General features: G+C 65.6%; 21 protein-coding genes. 12 read left to right on the top strand and 9 right to left on the bottom strand.

The genetic code is table 11. The features are described 5' to 3' along the window. Positions 1–22: 22 nt before the first annotated feature. Entirely contained in the window at positions 23–1,057 is a 1,035-nt protein-coding gene (locus DFR52_RS13705) for a TRAP transporter substrate-binding protein (protein ID WP_245415335.1), read from the bottom strand. A 173-nt stretch (positions 1,058–1,230) separates the two neighbouring features. Here DFR52_RS13705 and DFR52_RS13710 point away from each other — a divergent pair, with 173 nt between their 5' ends. After that, the gene (locus tag DFR52_RS13710) at positions 1,231–2,274 is read left to right on the top strand and encodes a LacI family DNA-binding transcriptional regulator (protein WP_110032867.1); all 1,044 of its coding nucleotides are present in this window, start codon (positions 1,231–1,233) and stop codon (positions 2,272–2,274) included. A 45-nt stretch (positions 2,275–2,319) separates the two neighbouring features. On the opposite strand, the gene DFR52_RS13715 is transcribed toward DFR52_RS13710, so the two are convergent. From DFR52_RS13715 to DFR52_RS13735, 5 genes are read right to left on the bottom strand one after another with little or no spacing between them, the layout of a single operon-like run. Next, on the bottom strand, positions 2,320–3,606 hold the full coding sequence (locus DFR52_RS13715) for a TRAP transporter large permease (RefSeq protein ID WP_110032524.1): 1,287 nt from the start codon (positions 3,604–3,606) through the stop codon (positions 2,320–2,322). Beyond that, complete coding sequence (locus DFR52_RS13720; protein ID WP_110032525.1) at positions 3,603–4,136, bottom strand: TRAP transporter small permease; 534 nt, start codon at positions 4,134–4,136, stop codon at positions 3,603–3,605. The genes DFR52_RS13715 and DFR52_RS13720 overlap by 4 nt, the downstream gene beginning before the upstream one ends. Positions 4,137–4,144: 8 nt before the next feature. Continuing rightward, complete coding sequence (gene dctP / locus DFR52_RS13725; RefSeq protein ID WP_245415336.1) at positions 4,145–5,131, bottom strand: TRAP transporter substrate-binding protein DctP; 987 nt, start codon at positions 5,129–5,131, stop codon at positions 4,145–4,147. A 50-nt stretch (positions 5,132–5,181) separates the two neighbouring features. Next, the gene (locus DFR52_RS13730) at positions 5,182–6,132 is read right to left on the bottom strand and encodes a hydroxymethylglutaryl-CoA lyase (RefSeq protein WP_110032527.1); all 951 of its coding nucleotides are present in this window, start codon (positions 6,130–6,132) and stop codon (positions 5,182–5,184) included. Next, positions 6,129–7,319, bottom strand: a complete 1,191-nt coding sequence (locus DFR52_RS13735) for a CaiB/BaiF CoA transferase family protein (protein ID WP_210205834.1) — start codon at positions 7,317–7,319, stop codon at positions 6,129–6,131. Before DFR52_RS13735 ends, DFR52_RS13730 begins: the two co-directional genes overlap by 4 nt. A 91-nt stretch (positions 7,320–7,410) precedes the next feature. Between DFR52_RS13735 and DFR52_RS13740 the strand changes: the two genes are divergently transcribed. Next, positions 7,411–8,340, top strand: a complete 930-nt coding sequence (locus DFR52_RS13740) for a LysR family transcriptional regulator (protein WP_110032528.1) — start codon at positions 7,411–7,413, stop codon at positions 8,338–8,340. Positions 8,341–8,527: 187 nt separating this feature from the next. After that, positions 8,528–10,639, top strand: a complete 2,112-nt coding sequence (gene katE, locus DFR52_RS13745) for a catalase (protein ID WP_245415337.1) — start codon at positions 8,528–8,530, stop codon at positions 10,637–10,639. Between the two features lie 174 nt (positions 10,640–10,813). On the opposite strand, the gene DFR52_RS13750 is transcribed toward katE, so the two are convergent. After that, on the bottom strand, positions 10,814–11,707 hold the full coding sequence (locus DFR52_RS13750; RefSeq protein WP_110032530.1) for a LysR family transcriptional regulator: 894 nt from the start codon (positions 11,705–11,707) through the stop codon (positions 10,814–10,816). A 103-nt stretch (positions 11,708–11,810) separates the two neighbouring features. On the opposite strand from DFR52_RS13750, the gene DFR52_RS13755 reads away from it, so the two are divergent. The 8 genes from DFR52_RS13755 to DFR52_RS13790 all read left to right on the top strand — a co-directional run bounded on the left by DFR52_RS13755 (position 11,811) and on the right by DFR52_RS13790 (position 20,806). After that, positions 11,811–13,106, top strand: a complete 1,296-nt coding sequence (locus tag DFR52_RS13755) for an NAD(P)/FAD-dependent oxidoreductase (RefSeq protein ID WP_110032531.1) — start codon at positions 11,811–11,813, stop codon at positions 13,104–13,106. After that, positions 13,103–14,266, top strand: coding sequence for an NAD(P)/FAD-dependent oxidoreductase (locus DFR52_RS13760; protein WP_110032532.1), 1,164 nt, complete (start codon positions 13,103–13,105; stop codon positions 14,264–14,266). The genes DFR52_RS13755 and DFR52_RS13760 overlap by 4 nt, the downstream gene beginning before the upstream one ends. Positions 14,267–14,304: 38 nt before the next feature. Next, complete coding sequence (locus tag DFR52_RS13765; protein ID WP_170132269.1) at positions 14,305–15,018, top strand: SDR family NAD(P)-dependent oxidoreductase; 714 nt, start codon at positions 14,305–14,307, stop codon at positions 15,016–15,018. Between the two features lie 248 nt (positions 15,019–15,266). Beyond that, positions 15,267–16,841: an ABC transporter substrate-binding protein gene (locus tag DFR52_RS13770; protein WP_110032534.1), complete on the top strand. Its 1,575-nt coding sequence runs from the start codon at positions 15,267–15,269 to the stop codon at positions 16,839–16,841. 99 nt (positions 16,842–16,940) lie between these two features. After that, a complete protein-coding gene (locus DFR52_RS13775) occupies positions 16,941–17,882 on the top strand; it encodes an ABC transporter permease (RefSeq protein WP_110032535.1) in 942 nt (313 codons plus the stop codon). Further along, complete coding sequence (locus DFR52_RS13780) at positions 17,879–18,763, top strand: ABC transporter permease (protein ID WP_110032536.1); 885 nt, start codon at positions 17,879–17,881, stop codon at positions 18,761–18,763. The genes DFR52_RS13775 and DFR52_RS13780 overlap by 4 nt, the downstream gene beginning before the upstream one ends. Continuing rightward, complete coding sequence (locus tag DFR52_RS13785; protein ID WP_110032537.1) at positions 18,763–19,797, top strand: ABC transporter ATP-binding protein; 1,035 nt, start codon at positions 18,763–18,765, stop codon at positions 19,795–19,797. Before DFR52_RS13780 ends, DFR52_RS13785 begins: the two co-directional genes overlap by 1 nt. Beyond that, on the top strand, positions 19,790–20,806 hold the full coding sequence (locus tag DFR52_RS13790) for an ABC transporter ATP-binding protein (RefSeq protein WP_110032869.1): 1,017 nt from the start codon (positions 19,790–19,792) through the stop codon (positions 20,804–20,806). Before DFR52_RS13785 ends, DFR52_RS13790 begins: the two co-directional genes overlap by 8 nt. Here the strand turns inward: DFR52_RS13790 and DFR52_RS13795 are convergent. Further along, the gene (locus DFR52_RS13795; RefSeq protein WP_110032538.1) at positions 20,803–22,062 is read right to left on the bottom strand and encodes an NAD(P)/FAD-dependent oxidoreductase; all 1,260 of its coding nucleotides are present in this window, start codon (positions 22,060–22,062) and stop codon (positions 20,803–20,805) included. The two genes, DFR52_RS13790 and DFR52_RS13795, sit on opposite strands and share 4 nt — an antisense overlap. A 231-nt stretch (positions 22,063–22,293) precedes the next feature. After that, positions 22,294–24,363 (bottom strand): ATP-dependent helicase, encoded by a 2,070-nt coding sequence (locus DFR52_RS13800; RefSeq protein ID WP_110032539.1) that lies wholly within the window; start codon positions 24,361–24,363, stop codon positions 22,294–22,296. A 425-nt stretch (positions 24,364–24,788) separates the two neighbouring features. Here DFR52_RS13800 and DFR52_RS13805 point away from each other — a divergent pair, with 425 nt between their 5' ends. Continuing rightward, a complete protein-coding gene (locus DFR52_RS13805) occupies positions 24,789–25,235 on the top strand; it encodes a response regulator (protein WP_110032540.1) in 447 nt (148 codons plus the stop codon). Positions 25,236–25,267: the final 32 nt, after the last annotated feature.

A 25,267-nucleotide genomic window follows, 5' to 3' on the forward strand; every position in this document is an offset into this window, starting at 1 on the left:
CCCATCCCTCCCGCTGTGCGTGTCAGACGACGGCGGCGATCTTGGCGTAGAGATCGCCGAACTTCTCGCCGAAGCGCTCGTCGACGACGGCCTTCACCGAACTGCGGAACTCCTCCAGCTTGAGACCTTCCGCCTCGCCGATGACCGTCATGCCGAGATCGCGGAGCGCCTGGGTTTCGGACTCCTCCTTGTCGAGAATGGCCTTGGTCGCCCTGGCGCGGGTTTCTTCCGCCGCCGTCGTGACGGCCTGCTTCTGCGCGTCCGAGAGCGCCTGCCAGGCATCCTCGTTCATGACCACCATTTCGGCATTGGACATGTGGCCGGTGAGCATCAGGTGCGACTGCACCTCGTAGAGCTTGACCGAGAGCACCACATTGACCGGGTTCTCCTGGCCGGCCACGACACCGGTGGCGAGGGCCGTCGGCACTTCCGACCAGTCGACCGGCACGGCAACCGCGCCCATGCCCTCGACGGCAGCGGTGTAGATCGGAAACGGCACGGCGCGGATCTTGACGCCGGAAAGGTCGGCCGGGGCGTAGACCGCCTTGTTGGCGGTCAGGTTGCGGCGGCCGAAATAGTGGGCGTAGATGACGCGCACATTGGCAGCCGCGATCAGGCCCGCATTGAGCTCCTGCATCACCGGCGAGTTGACGTCGGTGACCTTCATCAGATGGTCGACGTCGCGGTAGAGATAGGGTGTGTCAAGCGCCGCGAAAGGCGCATAGAGCGAGCCGATGCCGCCGGCGGTGTTGTGCGAGAAGGCGATCGAACCGAGCGAGACGGCCTCGGCCAGTTCCTGCAGCTTGCCCAGCTGCGAAGCCGGAAACACCTCGACGGCGATGTCGCCGCCCGATGCCTTGCCGAGCGCCTCGGCGAACCAGTCGGCCTGGGCTCCGGCCACCGAGGCCGGCTCGTTGTTGTGGCCGTAACGGAGCGTCAGCGATGCCGCCCGAGCCGAGCGCGGCAGAAATGCCAGCGCGCCGGCGCCCAGGCCCATCACGAGCGCCGAACGACGCGACATCGGTGTTGAATGGATTGACGATTTCGGGTTCTTCATGATGGCCTCCCATGATCTGTTTTGAGGTTCATTGAACCCCGAGAAACTTCGTTTCTCCCACGAACACGAAGCTTGACAGAAGGATAGAAACGGATATTCCTCACGTCAAACGCGATTAAATGATGGGTTCTGATGTGTCTGTCCCTCCGATTGCAGAGCAGCGCGCGCCGCAGATGACCGATGTCGCCGCACGGGCCAGGGTCTCGCTGGCGACCGTGGATCGGGTGATGCACCGCCGCAAGGGGGTCAAGGAGCGCACCACCGAACGGGTGCTGAAGGCGGCGCTGGAGCTGGGATTTCTCAGCCCGGAGCAGTCGGCGCACATCGCCACGCCGCGACCGCCCAACATCGTCTTCCTGCTGCCGGCCGGGACCAATCCCTATCTGCGGCTCCTGGGGGACAAGCTTCGCGCGCGGGCGGCTCAGAACGGGCGCGATGCCGCCTCCATCCGCTGCATCTTCATCGAGAGTTTCAATGCCCGCGCCCTGGCGGCTGCCTTGCGTCACCACGCCGGCTGGGCCGACGGCATCGCCTTCATGGCCATCGACCATCCGGAGGTGCGGGAGGCGGTGGAGACGGTAACGGCCGCCGGCGTCAGCGTAGTCACCATCGTCTCGGACCTGCCGCATCCGGGTCGCGCCGGCTTCGTCGGGCTCGACAATCAGTCGGCCGGGCGGACGGCGGCGATGCTGCTGGCCCGCTTCAGCCGCAGGAGCAGCGGCAGCCTGGCTCTGGTGGCGGGATCGCGCAACTACCGCGCCCATTCCGAACGCGAGGCGGGCTTTCTCGCGCTTCTCGATGAGATGTATCCGGACCTGCACGTCGTCGGCGTGCGCGAAGGCCATGATGATGCCGGCGAGAACTACCGTCACGCCATGTCCCTGCTCGAGCAGCATCCCGACCTGATCGGCATCTACAATGTCGGCGGCTCCTCCAACGGCATAGCCCGGGCGCTGGTCGAGCGCGGCCGGGCGGCGGACGTGCTGTTCATCGGCCACGGGCTCACCGCCGACACGCGCCGGCTGCTCATCGACGGCACCATGGATGCGGTCATCGACAGCGACCCCGACACCATCCTGTCCACGGCCGTCAGCGTGATCTGTGCTGCGCGGGGCCGGGGCCCGGCCTTACACGCCCAGCCGGCGGTCCGCATGGACATCTTCTTCCGCGAGAACCTGCCCTCGGGCTCGGGCATTGCCCCGCTTGCGGGGCTTTGAACCATCCTTTTCTGCCGCGCGAAGCGCCCTCACCGAAGCGGCGCGCTAACGGCCGAATCCTGCAGTGTCGGGTAGCCATGTCGCGAGTTGCGGCACCGCGATCAGAAGTCCCAGGCCGGCAATCAGCAACAGCACATAGGGACTGGCGCCGCGCACGACCTCGGAGAGCGGCGCATTGGAAATCCCTTTGATGACGAACAGGTTCATGCCCACCGGCGGGGTGATCATCGCCAGTTCCAGATTGATCATCAGCAGCACGCCGTACCAGACCGGATTGATGCCGAGATGGAGCATGGTCGGTAGCAGGATCGGCGTGGTGATCAGGATGATCGCGATGGATTCGAGGAACATGCCAAGGATGAAGATCAACCCCATCACCACCAGGATGAAGCCGAGCGGGCCGAGCCCGTAGCTGGCAACCGCTTCCGTGACCCCAACCGGCAGCCGGATGATGGTGATCGCGTGACCAAACATGGAAGCGCCGGCAATGATCATGAACACCATCAGCGAGGTGCGCATGGTGGCATAGGCGCAGTCGTAAAGATCGCGCAGTCCGAATTTGCGGTAGACGAACACCGCCACGAGGAGCGCATAGGCCGAGCCGGCGGCGGCGGCCTCGGAGGCGGTGAAGACGCCGAGATAGATGCCGCCCATCACCAGCGGCGGCGCCAGGAGCGCCCAGACGGAGCGGCGGGCAGCTGACACAGCCTTGTTCCAGCCGACCCATTCCGGCGACGCCACGTCGGCGCGAAAGCGGGCCTGAACGATGCAGAAGACGGAGAAGGCAACCGCCATGATCAGGCCCGGGATGATGCCGGCCAGGAACAGGGCGCCGATGGAGACCTCCGAGACGATAGCGTAGAGGATCATCGGCCCGGACGGCGGAATGAGAATACCGAGCGTCCCGCCGGCGGCAATGACGCCGAGCGCGTCACGCTCCCTGTAGCCGAAGCGCTTCATCTGCGGGATCGAACTGGAGCCGATGGAAAGCGCGGTCGCCACGGAGGAGCCGGAAATGGCGGCAAAGATGGTGCAGGAGAGCACGGTGGCGACGCCGAGCCCACCGCGCACATGGCCGACGATGGCGTTGGCGAAATCGTAGAGGTCGTCGATCACCTTGGCGCGGATCATCACCTGCGCCATGAACACGAAGAGCGGTATCGCGGTCAGGATGGGCGTGTTGAGATGGGCGAATACCGTGTCGGCAATGATCGAGATGCTTCCCTGGGTGAGAAGTAGGATGCCGGTCGCCGTGAGACCGAGCGCCGCGAAGATCGGCATTCCGCTCAGCAGCATCAGGAGCAGGCCGGAAAAGACGAGAAGGATGGTCATGAGCGCTTGCCGCCTGTGATGCGATCGAGAAGCCGGGCGACTGCCGCGAGCCCGAGCAGCACCGAGCCGGCAAGCATGGGCAATTGCGGCACCCAGGTGGCAATCTCGATGTAACCGATCGAATAGGAGCCAAAGTCGTAGGCGAAGCGGATAGAACCCCAGGTGCTCATGCCGAGCACAACGGCGAAAGCCAGCACGGCGAGGCTGGCGAAGATGTCGAGCCATCTCGCGGCGTGCGGGCCGAACCGGCTTGAGAGCAGGTCGATGGCGATATGGTCGCCCTTGCGGAAGGCTTCGGCCGCGCCCAGCATGACGATGGCCACCAGCACATAGCCGACGAACTGGTCGCCCCACATCAGCGGCGCGTTGAAGAAATAGCGCCTGACAATGGCCACGGCGACAATGCAGAAGACGCCAAGGATCATCAGCGTCGCTAGCGCGCCGCCGAGCCGCACCAGCGCGTTGATGGAGCGAACGGCAAGGGAGGCGGCCTCGGCCGCCTCCGCAGCACGGGATTCATCCTGGCGCATCGCCGGGCTCAGATCTTGCCGATCAGGTCGATCAGCTTCTGGCTGTCCGGATCGGCCTCACCGAAGGCCTTGTCAAAGGCGGGACGCATGATGTCTGCGAGCGCCTTGTTTTCTTCCGGCGTGGCGACATGCACCTCGACGCCCTTCTCGCGCAGCTGCTCGGGGCCCGCCGCGCCGGCTTCCGCCGAGGCTTCCACCGCCCATTGCGCCGCCTTCTTGCCTGCGCCGTCCAGCGCCGCCTTCGCCTTGTCCGACAGTCCGTCATACCAAGACGGATTCACATAGCCGTGCAGATAGGCGCTGAGCACCGGAACGACGGTGAAGTGGTCCTGCACCTCGAAATATTTGCGCGACACGGCGGCCGCCACATCGGTGATGCCGGCATCGATGACACCCGTTGCCAGCGCCTGGTAGACTTCAGAGCCGGGCAGTGACGAGGGGGTGACGCCGAGCGCTTCAAGGGCTGCGTCGAATGGCGGAGTCAGGCCGCGCATCTTGATGCCCTGGAAGTCCTCGGGCTTGATCAGCGCCTTGCCTTTCGAGGTGAAGACCGAGGTGTTGGTCTGGAACATCCAGACGACATTGCGGACGCCCTTTTCGAGCAGTTTCTCCGAGAGGAACGCCGCGGCCTCGGACTCGGGCCATTTGCGCCAGATCTCCAGGTCGCCGAACGCGAAGGGCGCCACGGTGACATTCATGATCGGCAGCGTCTTGCCCCACTGGAAATTCAGCGAGAAGGCGCATTCGATGTCGCCCTTGGCGACAGCGACGATGTTTTCCTTGGCACCCACGAGGCTGTCGGCGCCGAAGACCTGCACATCGAGTTCGCCCTCCGACTCGGCCTCGACCTCCGCAGCCCAGCGATCGACGACCTTGGAAATGTGGTGACCCGGCGGCAGCTGGTGGCTGCAGCGCATTGCTGTTGCCGCATGGGCAGCGGTGCTGGCCGCGAGGGCCAACGCCACGCCGGCGATGATGGATCCTAGTTTTTTCACGTCATTCCTCCCGTTGAAAAGTCATTGTCGTTCTTGCGCAGATCCGCTCCTCACAACCGGGCCTGCCAGGGCATGTTTCCCGGCGGTCCGGCGCGGGCCAGCGCGCCGTGGAAGGCCTCGCCCCGCATCGATGTCTCCGCGATCTCACGCGCCCGCCGAAGTCCGTCGAGATCGATGCCGGTGGGAAACCCCTTGGTCTCGCAGAGATAGACCAGATCCTCGAAGACGACGTTGCCGGTGGCGCCAGGCGCAAAGGGGCAGCCGCCGAGGCCGCCGAGCGAGGCGTCCAGCACGCGGGCCCCGGAATCGAGCGCGGCGGCGGCGTTGGCGATGCCCATGCCGCGCGTGTCATGCAGGTGCACGATGAAAGGACGCTCACCGAACAGACGCTCCATCCCGGCCGCCAGATGCCCCACCTGTCTTGGACCCGCGCAGCCGATCGTATCGGCAATCCCGACAATGTCGGCGCCGGCCTCGAGACACTCACCAGCAAGACGGATGACGTCCTGCGGGTCGACCGCGCCCGAGATCGAGCAGCCGAGCGCCATGGCGAGTCCGACATTGATGATCTTGCCCGACCCGGCCGCATCGCGCATCTCGACGATGCGCCTGACCAGCGCGACGGCCTCGGCGCGGGAGCGGCGCATGTTGGCCTGGCTGTGCGCGTCGGTGGCGGAAACCACGCAGACGATCTCGTTAACCTGGCTGGCGAAGGCTGCGGCGGCGCCGCGCTCGTTGAGCGCCAGCGCGGCGGAATGGCCGCCTTCGAGCCCTGCCAGAGCGGCGATCACCTCCTCGATGTCGCAAAACTGCGGGAATGTGGCTGCCGGCAGGAACGAGCCGACCTCGAAATGGCGAACGCCTGCTGCGTGTTCGCGCCTGAGCCATTCGGCCTTGTCGCCGGTGCCGGGCCAGGTCTTGACCAGTTGCAGTCCGTCGCGAAGTCCGACCTCGCGCAAGGTCACTCGATCGGCGGGATAGATGGGCGCGATCCGGCTCATGCGACCTTTTCCACCCCGCGACCGCTGGCCGACCGGATCTGATCGGCGCTCATCCCCAGGGCCTCCAGCACCGCGGCGGTATGAGCCCCGGTCGCCGCGATATCCATGTCGTCGGAGGCCATCGACCGATCGTCGATCTCAAATGGAAAGCCGGGGGCGCGGAAGGTCTGCCCGTCCGGCAGGCTGGAATTGAACAGGCCGCCGGGGCGATTGACATGCGGATCGTCATACATCTCGGCCGGCCGGGCTATGGGTGAGAACGGTATTCCCTTGGCCTCGCAGGCCTCGGCCAGGTTGGCATACCCGATCTTCCCGACCGCCTGGGCAACCAGAGGGATGGTCCAGTGACGGGAATTGATCTGATCCATGCGGGTCTGCAGGGCGGGATGCGCCAGCAGATCGCCGAGACCGAGAAGATTGCACAGCGTGATCCACTGGCCCTCGGTGACGGCCCCGAGAAAGATCTGCCGACCGTCGCGCGTCTCGAAAATGTCGTAGATCGCCCAGGAGAATTCCCGCTCGGGCATCGGCGGGGCCTCGCGGCCCTCGATGTCGAACTGCACCATGTGCTGGGCCACCAGCAGCAGGCAGTTCTCGAACAGGCCGACGCGGACGACGTGGCCTTCGCCGTCCTTCTGGCGCTGCAGCAGCGCCGCGAGCACGCCGAATGCGCCGAACAGGCCTCCCATGATGTCGTTGGCGGAGGAGCCGATGCGCAACGGCCGGCCGGTGGGCCCGGTCATGTAGGCCATGCCAGTCATCATCTGCACCACCTCGTCCATGGCCGTGCGGTTCTCGTAGGGACCATGCAGGAAGCCCTTGCAGGACGCGAGGATAAGGCTCGGATATTTCTGCCTGAGCACCTCGGGCGCAAAGCCCATGGCAGCAAGCGATTCGTCGCGGAAGTTCTCGACAAAGACGTCGGCGGTCGCCATCAGCCGGTCGAGCGCGGCGCGGCCGGACTCGGTCTTCAGATCGAGCGTGATCGATTTCTTGCCGCGGTTGAAGGTGGGATGGAAGCCCCGGCCCATGCCGGTCAGATGCCGTGTCTTGTCGCCTTCGGGCGGCTCGACCTTGATCACCTCGGCGCCGAGGAAGCCGAGAAACATGCCGCAGGAGGGCCCCATGATCATGTGGCTCATCTCGACAACCCGGAGACCGGCGAGGGGTTTTTCGGCTTGCATCATCTCAGGCATTCCTCCGGAGAGAACACTAGCCAGAAATCTGGGATCTGGATATTACAATGTTTATAAGCAATCATTCTGGGAATCAGAAAGCATGGACCTGAGGCAACTGCGCTATTTCGCGGCGATCTGCGAGCATGGATCGCTATCCCATGCAGCCGATCACATGCGGGTCGCCGTGTCGGCGCTGAGCCATCACCTGGCCAACCTGGAAGCCGAACTTGGCACGCCGCTTTTCGTGCGCAAGCCGCGCGGCATGCAGCGCACGGCCGCGGGCGAGCGGCTGTATGGGCACGCCAAGATGATCCTGAAAGCCGTCAACACCGCCGAAGCCGATGTCCGCGGCGGCGGCGGCGAAATCTCCGGCCTGGTCTCGATCGGAATGGCCTATTCCGCGGTCAAGGCCATCGGCGTCGAGCTGGCAACGCGGGTGCTCACGGACTATCCGCGGGTCCAGCTGGCGCTGGCCGAGAGTCTGTCCGGCTCGACGCTGGCCCATCTGATGGCCTCCGAGGTCGACCTGGCGCTGGTCTACAACCCGCCCAGTGACGCGGTCCTGCGCACGCGACCGGTGCTCGAGGAACAGATGGTTTGTGTCGGCAAGCCCGAGATCATCGGCCACAGCGACGATCCGATCACGGTCAATGAACTGCTCGAGCTGCCGATCATCCTATTGCGGCAGGGCATATCCGCGCGGGCCATCATCGAGGACGTCAACCTGCTCAAGAAGATCGAAGGCCGCGCCAAGCTGCAGTTGAACTCGGTGCAGGCGATCGCCGGCTCGATCGTGGCGGGTCTGGGCTGCGTCATCGGGACAAAGCTGTTCATGCAGGACCAGTTGGAGAGCGGCGCGGTGCACTACCGGCCGATCATCGAGCCGCAATTGTCTCGGACGCTCTATATTTGCGAGCTCGCGGACCGCCCCCCGACCTATGCGATCGAGACGATGCGCGATCTCATCCTTTCTCTGGTCTCGGCAGCGGTCCACGACGGTCGATGGGAGGCGCGGCTGATCGACGCCTAGGACGATCGCCGCCTGTTCGCGTTGCGTCGGCGCCGGCGTGACTTCGAATGCCAAGCCGGCTGGCGGCCGTTTGTTCAGCGCCTCCAGGAACCTACCCTTGATTGCAGCGTTCTGAATCCGGGACAACGGCCCTGCCATGCGATCGGATGGCGGCCCGTCCGGCAACTTACAGGACATGGAGAGCGTCATGGCGAGCAGGAAAGACAACCGCCCGAAGTCAGTCACGCTGGGAGACCAGACCTTTCAGCGCGGCGCCGGAGGCGAAACGCACCAGACCGCATCCGGCGACATCGAGACACTGACCACCCAGGTGGGCACGCCGGTGGCCGACGACCAGAACTCGCTGCGCGGCGGCCAGCGGGGGCCGACGCTCGTCGAGGACCAGCATTTCCGCGAGAAGATCTTCCATTTCGACCATGAGCGCATCCCCGAGCGGGTCGTGCATGCCCGCGGCTTTGGCGCCCACGGCTATTTCGAGACCTATGAGTCGCTCGCCGACATCACCCGCGCCGACATCTTCCAGCGACCGGACGAAAAGACGGAGCTTTTCGTGCGCTTCTCCACCGTTGCCGGCAACAAGGGCTCGGCCGATGTCGCCCGCGACGTGCGTGGCTTTGCCGTCAAGTTCTACACCCGGCAGGGCAACTGGGACCTGGTCGGCAACAACATTCCGGTCTTCTTCATCCAGGACGCCATCAAGTTTCCCGACCTCATCCATGCCGCCAAGGCGGAACCGGACAGCGACTTCCCGCAGGCGCAGACCGCGCACGACAATTTCTGGGACTTCATCTCGCTGACGCCGGAATCGATGAACATGGCGTTGTGGATCATGTCCGACCGCACCATTCCGCGCTCGTTCCGCTTCATGGAGGGCTTCGGCGTCCACACCTTCCGCATGATCAACGCCGAGGGGAAGTCGAGCTTCGTCAAGTTCCACTGGAAACCCAAGCAGGGACTGCAGTCGGTGGCCTGGAACGAGGCGGTCAAGCTCAACGGCGCCGATCCCGATTTTCACCGCCGCGATCTCTGGACCGCCATCAAGTCGGGCGATTTCCCGGAATGGGAGCTCGGCCTGCAGGTCTTCGACGAGAAATTCGCCGACGAGTTTGAGTTCGACGTGCTCGATCCGACCAAGATCATCCCCGAGGAACAGGTGCCGATCCGCATCGTCGGCCGCATGGTGCTCGACCGCTGCGTCGACAATTTCTTCGCCGAGACCGAACAGGTGGCGTTCCAGACCGGCAACATCGTGCCGGGCATCGATTTCACCAATGACCCGCTGCTGCAGGGCCGCAACTTCTCCTATCTCGACACCCAGTTGAGCCGTCTGGGATCGACCAACTTCAACCATCTGCCGGTCAACGCGCCGCGCTGCCCGTTCCACCACTTCCAGCAGGACGGCCACATGGCCTTCCACAACCCCAAGGGACGCGCCAATTACGAACCCAATTCCTGGGGCGCCGAAGGCGGTCCGCGGGAAAATCCGGAGACCGGCTTCGCGAGCCATCCGGAGGAGTTGGAAGGGCCCAAGGGCCGCTACCGCTCGGAGACCTTCGCGGACCACTACAGCCAGGCCCGGCAGTTCTACCTGTCGCAGACCGAGGTCGAGCAAGGCCATATCGGCGACGCCTTCATCTTCGAGCTCTCCAAGGTCGAGAAGCTGGCGATCCGCGAACGGATGGTGGCGCACCTGCTCAATGTCGACGCGGATCTGGCTGAAACCGTCGGCAAGGGACTGCGGCTGAAGACCATGCCCAAGGCAGCCGACGCGGCGCGGCCGACGGTCACCGGCCTCAAGCCCTCGCCGAAGCTGTCGATCATCGCCAACGGCCCGCAGAGCTTCAAGGGCCGCAAGCTAGGCGTGCTGCTCAGTGACGGCGTCGATATCGGCCTCGTCACCGCGCTCAAGGCGGCGCTGGACAAGGAAGGCGCGCAGATCGAATTCATCGCGCCGCAGGTCGGCGGCGTCGAGGCCAGCGACGGCAGCTGGATCGAGGCGCAGCAGAAGATCGACGGAGGTCCCTCGGTGCTCTACGACGCGGTGGCGATCCTGGTCTCGGAGGCCGGCGCGGCTGAGCTCCGGAAGATGCCTGCGGCGCGCGACTACGTCGCCGACGCCTTCGCCCACTGCAAGTTCATCGCTTTTTCGGCCGCGGCGCAGCCTCTGATGGAAAAGGCCGGGATAGGCGCAGATCTGGACGACGGCTGCGTGGCGCTCGCCAAGCCAGCAGACGCGAAACGCTTCATCGAGACGTGCCGCGACCTGCGCTTCTGGGAGCGGGAGAAGACCCTCAAATAGGGCGGTCCGGCGCGAGCGGGCCCGCCTTCGAGCGGGCCCGGTTTCCGCAGCATCCCGGCGGCGATGCGGACGAAGAGAGGGCATGACGAAAATGCCCCGCACGGTTGCCGCCAGCATCCCGCCCATCGCGCCGATGCCGATGGCGTTCTGGGCCGCCAATTTGGCCTGACCGGTTCAATCCCTGTGCAGGTCGGCCAGTTCCTCGAACACGGCGACCAATCCCTCGCATTCCGAACTCAGCTTCTCGCCCAGCGGCTTGATCACGGAGTAGTCGAAGCGCTCCTCGCCACGCCACGGCCGGGACACGCCGCCGAGCCGGACATGAACTTCGGCGGTGAACGGATCGACGATGCCGACGCCGAGGCCGCGGATGACGAGAGCGGAGATGACATTGGACAGATAGCTGCGCAGCCTGACCACCGGCGGCTTGCGCATCCGGGCGAAATGCAGGTCGAACAGGCGGCCGGTCATGGTCGAATCGACAAAGCCGACAAAATCGAGGCCGGCGAGATCCTCCGAACAGACCTCATCGAGGTCTCCCAGCGGATGACCCGCTTCGGCAATGAAGCGATAGGCAAGCGAGCCGGTCTTGACCACGTCGATCTCGAGCTTGTGCTGGGTGAGCACGCCGAAGCCGATCTGGCACTGCCTGAGGGCCACCTGGCGGACCACCGGCAATGTCGTCATCGACAGGAATTCGGCCCGGAACCCCGGTCGCCGCTGTTGCAGACGGGCAACCGCCTCGGGCAGCGCGGTGTAGGCAAGCGCCGGGGCTGCCGCAATGGTGATGGTCGCCCGCTGGCCGCTCCTGATCTGCTGGGCGGCGCGCTCGATGTGCCTGAGGCCGGTGAAGCTGCGCTCGACCTCGACCCAGAACTCATGCGCCTCGTGGGTCGCCGCCACACGGCCGCCGTGGCGGGTGAACAGGCGGAGCCCGGTTTTTTCCTCGAGCTCCCGGATCAGCCGGCTGGCGGCGGGCTGGGAGATGAGCAGCTCTTCCGCCGCCCCGGACACGGTGCCGGTGCGCATGACGGCGCGGAAAGCCTCGAGGGAACGCTGGCTGAGCATGGTGTATAACTTTATCACATAGTGACGGAAGGAAACCTTATTTGCCTTATAGCAGCCGTCGCCGTTGACTGGCAATCAGCACTCGATTGCCCAGGAGACTTGCGTGGACGCCAAAAGCGCCGAACAGAGCTTTCCTTCCAGGACCGGCGTCGTCATCATCGGAGGCGGCATCGTCGGCGTGACGGCGGCGCTCTTCCTGGCCGAGCGCGGCGTTCCGGTCGTGCTGTGTGAAAAGGGCCGCATCGCCGGCGAGCAGTCGTCGCGCAACTGGGGCTGGATCCGCAAGGCCAACCGCGACGAGCGCGAACTGCCGCTGATGATCGAAAGCGCACGGCTCTGGTCGCGGATCGTCTCCGATCTCGACAGCGACATCGGCTACGGCGTGCGCGGCACCACCTATCTTTCCGAAACCGACGCCGACATCGCCCGCCACCAGGACTGGCTCGACCGGACGAAGCATTTCCAGCTCGATTCCACCCTGCTGTCGGCGGCGGAGACCGATTCGCTCATCGGACAGAGCGGGCGCCGGTTCAAGGGCGCCCTGCACACACCCTCCGACGCCACCGCAGAGCCGGCACTGGCGGTGCCGGCGATGGCGCGGCGCGCGGCGGCGCTAGGCGCCACGATCCTCGACAATTGCGCCGTCCGACTCATCGAGCGCCAGGCAGGCAGGGTCAGCGCCGTCATCACCGAGCGCGGCGAGATCGCCTGCGACGCGGTCATCCTCGCCGGCGGCGTCTGGTCGCGCACGTTCCTCGAAAATCTCGATCTCGACCTGCCGCAGCTGGCGGTCAAATCCTCGGTCATGCGCACCACGCCCGCGCCCGAATTCATTTCCGGCACGCTCGGCGCCGCGCGTGCCTCGCTGCGCCGGCGCCAGGACGGCGGCTACACCATCGCGCGCAGCGGCGCGGCGGAATTCCAGCTCATCCCCGCCGCCTTCCACCACTTCGCCGCCTTCCTGCCGATCATCAGGGACCGCTGGCGCATCATGAAGATCCGCGCCGGCTCGGAATTCTTCGGACCGCTCGGCTCCTCGCGCTGGAAGGCGGACGAAACAAGCCCGTTCGAACGCGTCCGGGTCATGGACCCGGTCCCGGACCGCAAGCTGCTCGACACGGTGCTCGGCGACGCCAAGGCGCTGCATCCGCAGCTCGCCGGCGTGAGCATCGCCCAGACCTGGGGCGGCCTGATCGACGTGATGCCCGACGAGCTTCCGGTGATCGACAGCCCGCCGGGCTGGGAGGGCCTGACCCTTGCCACCGGCCTGTCCGGCCACGGCTTCGGCATCGGCCCCGGCGTCGGCCTGATGGCGGCGCAGCGGGTGCTGGGCGAAAGACTGCTGGTGGACGCATCGAGTTTCGCCCTGTCGCGCTTCAGCCGGAAGGCAGCGGCATGAGCGCGCCGGACGTCCTTGTCATCGGCGCGGGCATCACCGGCGTGGCCGCGGCGCTCGATCTGGTGCAGGCCGGCGCGCGGGTCGAGATCATCGACCGGTACGGGCCGGCCGCGATGGCATCAGGCTGGACGCTGGCCGGCGTGCGCCAGTCCGGCCGCCATCCGGCGGAACTGCCGCTGGCGCTGGCCGCGGTGGCGCAATGGCCCGAGCTGGCCGCGCGGCTCGGCGCCGAGACCGGCTACCGCCAGGACGGCAATCTCCGGCTCGCCCGCAATGACGCCGAGATTGAAATCCTGCGGGCGCTGGTGACAAACCAGCGCGCGGCGGGGCTGGACCTGACGCTGCTGACCGACCTCGACGACATTATCGACATCGCGCCGGGACTGTCGCCGCGCATCCGCGCCGCGTCGTGGTGCCCGACCGACGGTCATGCCGACCCGGTGGCGACGGTGACGGCCTATCTCGGCAAGGCTGTTGCGGGCGGCGCCCGGGTCTCGATGGGCGAGAGTGTCCTCGGACTGACGGACCGGGGCGGGCGCATCACCGGCGTGCGCACCGACCAACGCATGATTTCGGCCGGCACCGTACTGGCGGCACCCGGGATTGACGTCAATTCCCTGCTCGAACCTCTTGGCCACGCGATTCCGCTGCGACGTCCGATCGTCACGGTACTGCGCAGCATGCCGCAGGCCCAGATGCTCAAGCCGGTGCTGGGCGTGGCGAACGCCAACATGGCCGCGCGCCAGGAGATCTCCGGCCGGCTCAGGGTGACCAGCGGGGCGCAGGACTGGAGCGGCGCGATGGACCTTGTCGACGGTCGGCCGACGGCGCGGCCGCGCATGCGTCTGGTGATGGAGACCATTGCCCGGATCAGCGAGGTGCTGCCGAACTTCGCCGAAATGGAGATCGAAGGATTCTGGGGCGGAATTCTGGACCTGACGCCCGACGCCCTGCCGGTGATCGACCATGTGCCGGGGATCGACAATCTGGTCGTCGCCGCCGGTTTCTCCGGCCATGGCTTCGGCATCGGCCCCGTGACGGGGCCGCTGGCGGCGGATCTGGCGCTCGGCCGCGCGCCGCGGCTGGCGCTCGACGCATTCCGGTTCGGACGGTTCGACGGCATGGAGACCGCGGAGGCAGCATTGACCCTGCACGGATGACCGGCAGGCAACAGGGGACAAGCAGATGAGGAAGAGCCGTGATTGATCCGAAGGGTCGTGTGGTGATGATTTCCGGGGCAAGCCGAGGCATCGGGCTGGCGATCGTCGAAACGCTCCACGCCAAGGGCTACACGATCAGCGCCGGGGCGCGCGACGTCGCCGCGCTGCGGGCGGCAACCTCGGCACTAGGCGGCGACCGGCTGATCTGCGCGCGCTATGACGCCGTCGACACAGCCAGTCATGCGGACTGGCTGGCCGCCACGGTCGAGCGTTACGGCCGGGTCGATGCGCTCATCAACAATGCCGGCACCTCAAACAGCTTTTCCATTGAATCAGGCGACGAGGCCGATCTCGACCTGCTCTGGGCCGTCAACGTCAAGGGACCGCTGTTTCTCACCCGGGCATGCCTGCCTCACCTCAGGGCGTCGGGTTCGGGCAGGATCGTCAACATCGCCTCCCTTTCGGGAAAGCGCGTGCGCAACGACAACATTGCCTATAGCATGACCAAGCACGCGCTCATGGCGCTCACCCACGGCACCCGCCGCATCGGCTGGGACGATGGTGTCCGCGCCACCGCGCTGTGCCCAGGCTTCGTGGCCACCGATCTGACCGCCGACGTGACAAAGGTCCGGCGCGACGAGATGATCGCCCCGGAGGATCTCGCAGAACTGGCGGCCACCGCCATCGCACTGCCCAACACCGCGGCAATGGCCGAAATGCTCGTCAATTGCCGTTTCGAAGACACTCTCTAGCCAGTGGGACCACCGGCGCGAAGACGGAAGGATCGAACACACAGCCGGCCCAGGGCCCGCGGCACCGCAACGACGGCGCGCCCCGCCCGAGAGGCCCGATACTCTCCGCTTCCACCCGGGCCCTGACGACAGGGCCTCGGGCAGGGGCGGTACCGAGGGAAGGACTGGATGACCATCACGGTTGTTCCGTCGCCAAACCAGCTGGCCGCGACAGCGTCGCAACCGGTCAATAACAAGGGAGAACAGACATGAAGCACAGAATGATGACAGCGGGCATCCTGCTCGCAGGCGGTCTGGCGGTGTTTGCCGGAACCACCGATCTGGCCCTCGCGGGCCCCGACACCAACATTCTCAATGTCGGCATCGCCGCCCCGGATGCCGGCCGCCTCGACCCGCATCTGTCGGCCACCACCATCGACAAGGCTGTGTTCGGCTGGATGTTCAACGGCCTGGTGCGACTGAAGCCCGGCACCGCATCCCCGGAGACCGTCGAGCCCGATCTGGCCGAAAGCTGGGAGACCAGCGCCGACGGCCTCGACTGGACCTTTCACCTGCGCCAGGGCGTGCAATGCCACCATGGCTATGGCGAGCTGACCTCCGCCGACATCGTCTATTCGCTCAACCGCGCCGCCGACCCGAACCGTTCGAGCTTCTCCGGCGACTTCTCCGTCTTCGACAAGGTCGAGGCTGTCGATCCCTACACGGTCAAGATCGTGCTCAAGAACCCGGTCCCGAGCCTGCTCGGCCTGGTCACCAACTACCATGGCGGCAACATCGTGTGCATGAAGGCCGCCGAGGAAATGGGCGAGGACTTCCAGAAGCGGCCGATCGGCACCGGTCCCTTCATGTACGGCGAATACAAGCCGCAGCAGAGCCTGATGCTGGTCGCCAATCCCGACTATTTCCGCGGCAAGCCTGAACTCGACGGCATCAACTACCAGTACGTGCCCTCGGATTCGGCCCGGGACCTGGCCTTCCAGTCCGGCGAACTCGACATGCTCTACGGCAAGCAGGACCAGACCTGGGTGGAGCGCACCAAGCAGGTCGAAGGCGCGGTGGTGCATGTGATGGAGCCGGCAGAAATGTCGGTGATGTCGCTCAACATCACCTCCAAGCCGCTTGACGACATCCGGGTCCGGCAGGCAATCGCCATGGCGGTGGATCGCGACCAGTTCATGGAGTTCAAGGGCCGCGACGTCACCCGCGTCGCCAAGTCGGTGGTGCCGCAGGGCTATCTCGGCTACGCCGACATGAGCGAGTTGATGCCCAAACATGACGTGGCCGGCGCCAAGGCACTGCTTGCCGAAGCAGGCTTTCCCGATGGCGTCACGCTGAAGGTGATCCACACGGCGCTGCCGGGAATGCTCGGAACGATGGAAGTGTTCCAGGCGCAGCTGGCCGAAGCCGGCATCAAGCTCGACCTCGAAGTCGTCGAACATGCGACCTTCCATGCCCAGATCCGCAAGGACCTGAGCCAGATCGTGCATTATTCGGCCGCCCGCTTCCCGGTCGCCGACACCTACCTGACGCAGTTCTTCCATTCCGGAAGCATCGTCGGAACGCCGACCGGGATCACCAACTTCTCGCATTGCGCGGTGGCCGACAAGGAGATCGAGGCGGCGCGTGTGGAGCAGGATCCGGAGGCGCAGAAGCAGCTCTGGAAGACCGCCCAGGAAAAGATCATGGCGGAAGTCTGCGGCATTCCGATCTACGAAAACCTGCAGATCTGGGCAACGAAGACCAATCTGGATCTCGGTTACGAGCTCATCGGTTCGCTGAGCCTCGGACCGCCGGTCACCGAGAAGACGCACTTCATCAAGTGATGTCCTGAGCTCCGGGGCGGCGCTCGCCGCCCCGGTCGGCTCGTTGTGATGACCATTGCCCGGCCTGCCCGCGCGGGGCAGCCCTCAGGAGGTACCGCCATGCTCCGTTTCGTCGTCCGCCGCCTGATCTTCGCCATCCCGACGCTGCTGGCGGTGATGACCATGGTCTTCGTGCTGGTGCGCATCGTGCCCGGAGATCCGGCGCAAACCATCCTGGGCGATCAGGCCAGCGCGGAGGCGCTGCAGACCATGCGCGAGCGGCTGGGCGTCGACCGTCCGATCCTTGAGCAATATGTCGAGTTCATGCGCGGGGCCCTGGTCGGCGACTGGGGCGAATCCATGGTGACCGGCAAGCCGGTGCTGACCGAAATCGCCCGCGTGCTGCCCTACACGATCGAGCTCACGGTGGTGTCGCTGATCATCGGCGCCGTGATCGGCATACCGCTCGGGGCCTGGTCGGCCCTGCACCGCAACGAGTGGATCGACTACGCCACCAGGGTGGGCTCGCTGCTCGGCCTTTCCTTTCCCGCCTTCGTCTCGGCCATCCTGATGCTGATCGTGTTCTCCATCCAGCTTCGCTGGCTGCCGGTCATCAGCGGCGGCAACCGCGCCACCTTCGGCGAATGGGCGCGAAGCCTGGCGCTGCCGGCGCTCAATCTCGGCCTGATCATGGCCGCCTACATCACACGGGTGACCCGCTCCTCCATGCTGGGGTCGCTGGGTGAAGACTACATCCGGACCGCGCGCGCCAAGGGCGTGCCGGAGCGGGTGGTGATCTGGCGGCACGGCATGCGCAATGCGCTCATCCCGGTGGTCACCGTCGTCGGGCTCTATCTCGGGATCCTGATCGGCAATTCGGTGCTGACGGAGATCGTCTTCAACCGGCCCGGCCTCGGCAAGCTGATCGTCGGCGCCCTGGGCCAGCGTGACTACACGCTGCTGCAGGGGCTGATGATCATCTACACCTTCGTGATCGTCATCGTGAATCTGCTGACCGATCTGACCTACGGCCTCATTGACCCAAGGGTGAAATACCAATGACCGATCATGTCGACGTGCTGCCGGAAGCCTCGCGCCATCCCTTCATCGACCAGTTGCAGAAGGCCTTCCGCAACAACAAGCTGACGGGGGTGGGCGCGGTGATCTTCGTGCTCATCATCCTCGTCGCCATCGCCGCGCCGCTGCTGGCGCCGCATGATCCGCTGCAACAGCACATCATTGCGCGGCTGAAGGGTCCGAGCGCCGAATACTGGTTCGGCACCGACGCCTATGGACGGGACATTCTCTCCCGACTGCTCTACGGCGCCCGCGTGTCGCTGGTCATCAGCCTGACGGCCATCGGCCTGGCGATGGTCATCGGCTCCATCATCGGCATCATCGCCGGCTATTTCGGCGGCATGATCGACCTGGCCCTGATGCAGGTGATGGACGTGCTGCTGGCGTTCCCGGCGCTGATCCTCGGCCTCATCGTCGTCGCCATGCTCGGCCCCAGCATGGAGAACCTGATCATCGCCATCGCGCTGACCGCGATTCCACCCTTTGCCCGCACGGCGAGGGCGCCGACCATCGCGGTCAAGGAGCGGGACTACATCGAGGCCTGCCGGGCGCTGGGCTTCGGCCATCCGCGCATCATCGTCAGGCACATCTTTCCGAACGTGCTTTCCGAGGTGCTGGTGATGGGGTCGCTGTGGCTGGCGACGGCCATCCGCGTCGAGGCATCGCTGAGCTTCATCGGGCTTGGCGTCAAGCCGCCGACAGCCAGTTGGGGCGGCATGATCCGGGAAGGCTTCGAGAACATCCTCGACAATGTGTGGCTGTCGGTGTGCCCCAGCATGGCGATCCTGCTCGTGGTGTTCTCGCTCAACCTTCTGGGTGACGGCCTGCGCGACGCCATCGATCCGAAGACCAGGAGTGACAGCTGATGATCCATCCAGGCAATCCTCGGGTCGAGCCCGTCCTCGACGTCAGCAACCTCACCACGAGCTTCCGCATCGGCGGCGAGTGGCACGCGGCGGTGCGCGGCATCTCTTTCGCGCTGCAGCCCAACGAAACCCTGGCGCTGGTGGGCGAATCCGGCTGCGGCAAGAGCATGACGGCGCTGTCGATCCTCGGCCTGGTGCCGAAGACCAACGGCCGCGTCGAGGCCGACCACATCCGATACGAGGGCAAGGACCTCTCCCGACTGCCCGACGAGGAGATGCGAAAGATCCGCGGCAACGGCATCTCGATGATCTTCCAGGAACCCATGACCTCGCTCAACCCGGTGCTGCCGGTCGGCTTCCAGGTGATGGAGGCGCTGCGCTATCACCAGAAGATGAGCCGCGGCGACGGCGAGAAGCGGGCGCTGGAACTGCTCGAACTGGTCAAGATCCCCTCGGCGAAGAGCCGTTTCAAGGAATATCCGCACCAGTTCTCCGGCGGCATGCGGCAGCGGGTGATGATCGCCATGGCGCTTGCCTGCCGGCCGAAGGTGATCCTCGCCGACGAGCCGACGACGGCGCTCGACGTGACCATCCAGGCGCAGATCCTGTCGCTGCTCAACGAGCTCAAGGCCGAGACCGACATGTCGATGATCTTCATCACCCACAATCTCGGCGTGGTGGCGGCGCTCGCCGACCGGGTGGCGGTGATGTATGCCGGCGACATCGTCGAGATCGCCAGCGTCAACGATCTGTTCGCGCGGCCAACCCATCCCTACACCGAGGCGCTGCTGCGCTCGGTGCCGCGCAGCGACCGCGACACCAAGACGCTTTATTCGATTCCCGGCGCGGTGCCGCCGCTCACCCGCATGCCGGAGGGCTGCCGCTTCGCCGCCCGCTGCGAACTGGCCATCGACATCTGCCGCAGGCAGAACCCGCCGCTCGAGACCCTGCCCGCGGGCGGCGCGCATTCGGTGCGCTGCTGGGTGCGCGGCGATCATGACCTGACAGCGATGAAGGAGCATGCCGATGTCTGAACCGCTGCTCAGCGTCAAGAATCTCAAGAAGTTCTTCCAGGTCCGAAAAGGCTTCCCCAATCCGAAGACCGTCACCGTGCGGGCGCTCGACGGCATCTCGTTCGAGGTGCAGCGGGGCCAGGCCTTCGCGCTGGTGGGCGAATCCGGCTGCGGCAAGTCGACCGCCGGGCGCACCATCCTGCGGCTGCTGGAGCCGGACGAAGGCACGATCGAATTCGACGGCCAGGACATCGGCAAGGCCGACGCGAAGCAGATGCGGGCGCTCAGGAAGCGGGCGCAGATCATCTTCCAGGATCCGTTCTCCTCGCTCAACCCGCGCATGCGCGTCGGCACCGCCCTGGCCGAGCCGCTGCTGGTGCACGGACTGATGGGCAAGAAGGAAGCCGACGAACGGGTCAGGGACCTGCTCGAGGAAGTCGGCCTGCCGCGCGACGCCGGCGTGCGCTTTCCGCACGAGTTCTCCGGCGGCCAACGTCAGCGGCTGGGCATTGCCCGGGCGCTGACGCTCAATCCCGAGCTGATCATCGCCGACGAGCCGGTCTCGGCGCTGGATGTCTCGATCCAGTCCCAGATCCTCACCCTGCTCAGGGACCTGCAGCAGCGGCTCAATCTCAGCTTCATCTTCATCTCGCACGATCTCGGCGTGGTGAGGTATTTCTGCCAGGTCATGGCGGTGATGTATCTCGGCAAGATCATCGAGAAGGGGCCGGTGCCGAAGATCTTCGACGAGCCGCTGCATCCCTACACGGTTATGCTGCGCGACGCTTCGCCGGTCCCCGATCCGACGGCGCGCAAGGCCTTCGAGCGCATCGAGGGCGAGGTGCCGTCGGCGGTCAATCCGCCGAGCGGCTGCCATTTCCACCCGCGCTGCCCGCATGTGATGGATGTCTGCCGCAAGGTTTATCCGGATTTCATCGCGGTCGACGCGGAGCGCTCCGTGGCCTGCCACCTCTATGCCGACGGACGCGGCGGACTGCCCGTGGCTGAAACAGCCGCTGCAATCGGCTAGAAGCGGTCGACGGCGAACGGCGCCAGCTGAATGCGGCTCTCGCGTCCCGCCACCAGGTCGGCGATCAATCGTCCGGTGATGGCGGACAGGCCGAGCCCCATATGGCCGTGACCAAAGGCATATAGCACATTGGCATGCACCGGAGAGCGGCCAATGACCGGCTTTGAATCGGGCGTCGAGGGCCGGTAGCCCATCCATTCCCGTGTGATCTCGCCCGACAGGCCGGGCAGGCATTTCCGTGCAAGCGGCACCAGCGCCTTGATGCGGGTGAAGTCCGGCTCGGCGTCGAGTCCTGCGAGCTCCACCCCGGCGTTGAGCCTTATGCCGTCGGCCATCGGACTCAGCACGAATTGCGGTCCGCCGAAGACAGTGGGTCGGTTGAGCACCGGTCCGGCCTCGGTGCGGGCGAAGCTCAGATGATAGCCGCGCTCGGTGTCGAGCGAGACGGTCGAGCCGAGCTGGCGCGCCAGTTCCTTCGACCAGGCCCCCGCAGCGATCACCAGGGTGTCGAGCGGATGGATGGCGTGGGTGGTGACCACCGCGCTGGGCTGTCCGTCGTCGCCGAAATCGAAACGCCGCACGGCCTCCTGATGAAAGACACCGCCGCGTTCCGTGAAAGCCGAAAACAGCGCCTGCGAGAGCGCATAGGGCGTTGAGACGAAGGCCGCGTCCGGCTGGAACAGGCCGACGGTGAAGTCGCGCGAGATACCGGGTTCGAGCTGGTGCAGTTCGTCGGCCTCAAGATGCTGATAACTGACGCCCGCCAGATCCATCAGACCACGATCGTAGGCGGTGCCCGCATAGGCGTCCTCGTCGCGATAGACCTTGAGCCAGCCGACCGGTTTGAGGATATGCCGGGCGCCGGCGAGATCGGCGAGCCGGTGGTGCGCTTCAAGGCAGCCGGCCGTCAGCGTCGAGAGCTCGCGGCTGATCCGCAATGCGTTGTGCTCGCGACCGGAATCGAGAAAGCGGATGAGCCAGGGCGCGAGCCGCGGAAGATAGGACCAGCGGATCCTGAGCGGGCTCATCGGATCGAGAAGCATCGTCGGCACGCGCTTCCACAGGCCGGGCGTGGCCGTCGGCACCACGCCGCCGGAGACTATGGCGCCGGCATTGCCGAAGGAGGTGGCGCTGCCCGGCGGCCGCGGATCGATCAGCGTGACGTCATGGCCCTCCGACTGAAGGGTGAGGGCGGTGGCAAGGCCGACGATGCCTGCACCGATGATGGTCACCTTGCGTGGGGCAGGAGCGAGCATGCGGAAATCCCGGAAAACGATGCCGACGCGGCGGCTTCAAATGTAGGCAGATGAAGTCTTCCGCATCCCGGGGCGCATTGCAAGCCGCGTGGCGCGCCGTTCCGTCCGGCGGCGGTGACGGTCAACGACGCCCGGAGAATGTCCGGAGGACGTGAACTTCACCTCGTCGTGGACAATGCGACAATCAAGACCTTGGAGCGCGTCTGGGATTCAGTGAAAATCGGAAGCGCGCTATGTCCACATTGTGCGCATGCGGGCTGCGACATCGACGCGGATCTGGCGGGCACTGCGTTCGCCGGCCACAGCCGAGACCACCGGCCAGTTCGCCGCCTCGAAGAACTGCAGCAGCGTGGCCGGAATGAAGCGGCTGCGCGCGGCGTAGACATGGCGGTCACCCTGGGGATTCTGCCCGTGGGTGAAGAAGCGCTGCGGCGTGATCAGCGCCAGGCTGTCACGCGCCCGCGTCATGCCGACATAAAGCAGGCGGCGCTCCTCCTCGATCTCGGCGCTGCTGCCGGTGCCGAGATCCGACGGCATGCAGCCGTCGACGACATTGAGCATGAACACCGCGCGCCACTCCTGCCCCTTGGCCGAGTGGATGGTGGAGAGGATCAGATAATCCTCGTCGAGCAGCGGCACGCCGGCCTGGTCGCTGGTCGCCTGCGGCGGGTCAAGCGTCAGTTCTGTGAGAAAACGCTCGCGCGAGGGATAGCCGGCGGCGATCTGTTCGAGCTGCAGCAGATCGGCCTTGCGGGTCTCGGCGTCCTCGTGGATGCGGTCGAGATGCGGCTCGTACCACAGCCGCGCCCGGGCGATTTCGGCCGGCCAGCCGTCGCCGCCAGTCCGCAGTCCCTCGAGCACCGCGACGAAGCGCGGCCAGTCATCGCCCGATCGCGGCGGGGCGGGGATCTCGGCGAGGGCCGCCAGCGGTTCCGGATCGGCGGCGATGGCGTCCAGGATCCGCCCGGCGGTCTGCGGACCGATGCCAGGCAGCATCTGCATCAGCCGGAAGCCCGCCACCCGGTCGCGCGGATTCTGCGCGAAGCGCAGCACCGCCAGCATGTCCTTGACATGGGCCGAGTCGAGGAACTTGAGGCCGCCGAACTTGACGAAGGGAATGTTGCGGCGCGTGAGCTCGACCTCCAGCGGGCCGCTGTGGCTCGAGGTGCGGAACAGCACCGCCTGCTGCTTGAGTGCGATGCCGACCTCGCGGTTGGCGAGCACCTGCTCGACGATGTATCCGGCCTGCCCGGCCTCGTCCCTGACGGTGACGAGCTTCGGCCGCTCGGCCGACTGCCGGTCGGTCCAGAGATTCTTGGTGTAGCGTTCGCGCGCCATGTCGATGACGCCGTTGGCGGCGGCGAGGATCGGCTGGGTCGAGCGATAGTTGCGGTCGAGCGTGATCACGTCGGCCACCGGGCTGAAGTGGGCGGGAAAATCGAGAATGTTGCGCACCGAGGCGGCTCGGAAGGAATAGATCGACTGGGCGTCGTCGCCGACCACGGTCAACCCGCGCCCTCCCGGCTTGAGCGCCATGAGGACCGAAGCCTGCAGCCGGTTGGTGTCCTGGTATTCGTCGACGAGCACATGGTCGAAACGGCCGCCGATGTCGTCGGCCAGGTCCGGGTCGGAGACCATCTGCGCCCAGTAGAGCAGCAGGTCGTCGTAATCGAGCACGTTCTGCGCCTGCTTGGCCTCGACATAGGCGGCAAACAGCCTCCGCAACTGCTCCTCCCAGCCGGCGACCCAGGGATAGTGGTTGCGCAGCACCTCGGAGAGCGGGGTCTCCGAATTCACCGCGCGCGAGTAGATCGACAGGCAGGTCGCCTTGGTGGGAAACCGGCTCTCGGTCTTCGACAGGCCGAGTTCGTGGCGCGCCAGGTTCATCAGGTCGGCGCTGTCCTCACGGTCGTGAATGGTGAAGTCGGCGGTGAGGCCGATCTGCTCGGAATAGATCCTGAGCAATCGCGCGCCGATGCCGTGAAAGGTTCCCGCCCAGGCCAGCGCATCGGTTAGCACCGCCGAATTGTCGCCGAGCACCCGCTTGCAGATGCGCTCGACCCGGTTCGCCATCTCGGAGGCGGCGCGGCGGGAGAAGGTCATCAGCAGGATCCGGCGCGGATCGGCGCCGTTGACGATGAGATGGGCCACCCGGTGGGCCAGCGTGTTGGTCTTGCCGGATCCGGCTCCGGCGATGATCAGCAACGGACCGCATGCCGGGCCGGCCGCACCATCGGCGATGCCGAATTCGACGGCGCTGCGCTGCTGCTCGTTGAGTTTGTCCAGATAGGCTGCCGCCATGCCATGGTCCCCGATGATGGCGCTTCCGCGCCGGAATCAGCGAGGACGGGATAGCACGTCCAGAACAAAGGCCGAACACCTATTTGCCGCCCGCGCCACATTCGTGCCGGAACGGCCAGGAATGTCCGCCACGAACGGACCGCGGCGGGCACTCGTCGCTTCTATCGGAATTCCAGATGGACACGGCACGAGGCCCGGCCTGCGTTCCGGAGGCGTGTCAATGCGGGTGGCAAGGGATTGTAACCAAACCGTAAACAGCACGCTCTCACATTCACGCACCGTGCCGCTGTTGTAGCAGGCTCAGGTCGGCGCCTGCTTGATTCTATGGTTAACATTTTGGAAATAAAAAGTAATTTGAGCTGAATTGGAACAATGGGGCCGCCCGGCCATTGTGTTCATACAGATCCGCAACTATTGGCAGGTTCATGATGACAAAGATTGTACAGCGCCCCTTTGATGGGCATGAAAAGACGGCATGCCGTGTGCTGATCGTCGAAGATCAGCTGCTCATCGCTCTCGACCTTGAATCGCTGGTTGACGGCAGCAGCGCCGGTGTTCGGGTCGTGGGCATGGCAAGCGATCTCGACTACGCCATGAGCTTCATGGGAAAGACCGACATTGCCTTCGTCGACATCAATCTTGCCGACGGACCCACCGGTCCGGAAATCGGCCGGCGGCTGGCCGACGCCGGCGTCACCGTCATCTTCATGACCGGCAACCCGGAACAGCTGGGCGACGGCGTTGCCGGAACGCTCGGCGTGCTGACCAAGCCGGTGTCGGCGGAGAGCGTGCAGCAGGCGCTGGATTTCGCGGTCGCCAAGCGCGAACGCCGACTTGCCGTCGTGCCGCGGCTGATGAGAAGCTTCGCCTGAAGATCTGCCGGCGGCACGCGCCGCCGGAACTT

The sequence above is a fragment of the Hoeflea marina genome (assembly GCF_003182275.1).
Lineage (GTDB): Bacteria > Pseudomonadota > Alphaproteobacteria > Rhizobiales > Rhizobiaceae > Hoeflea > Hoeflea marina.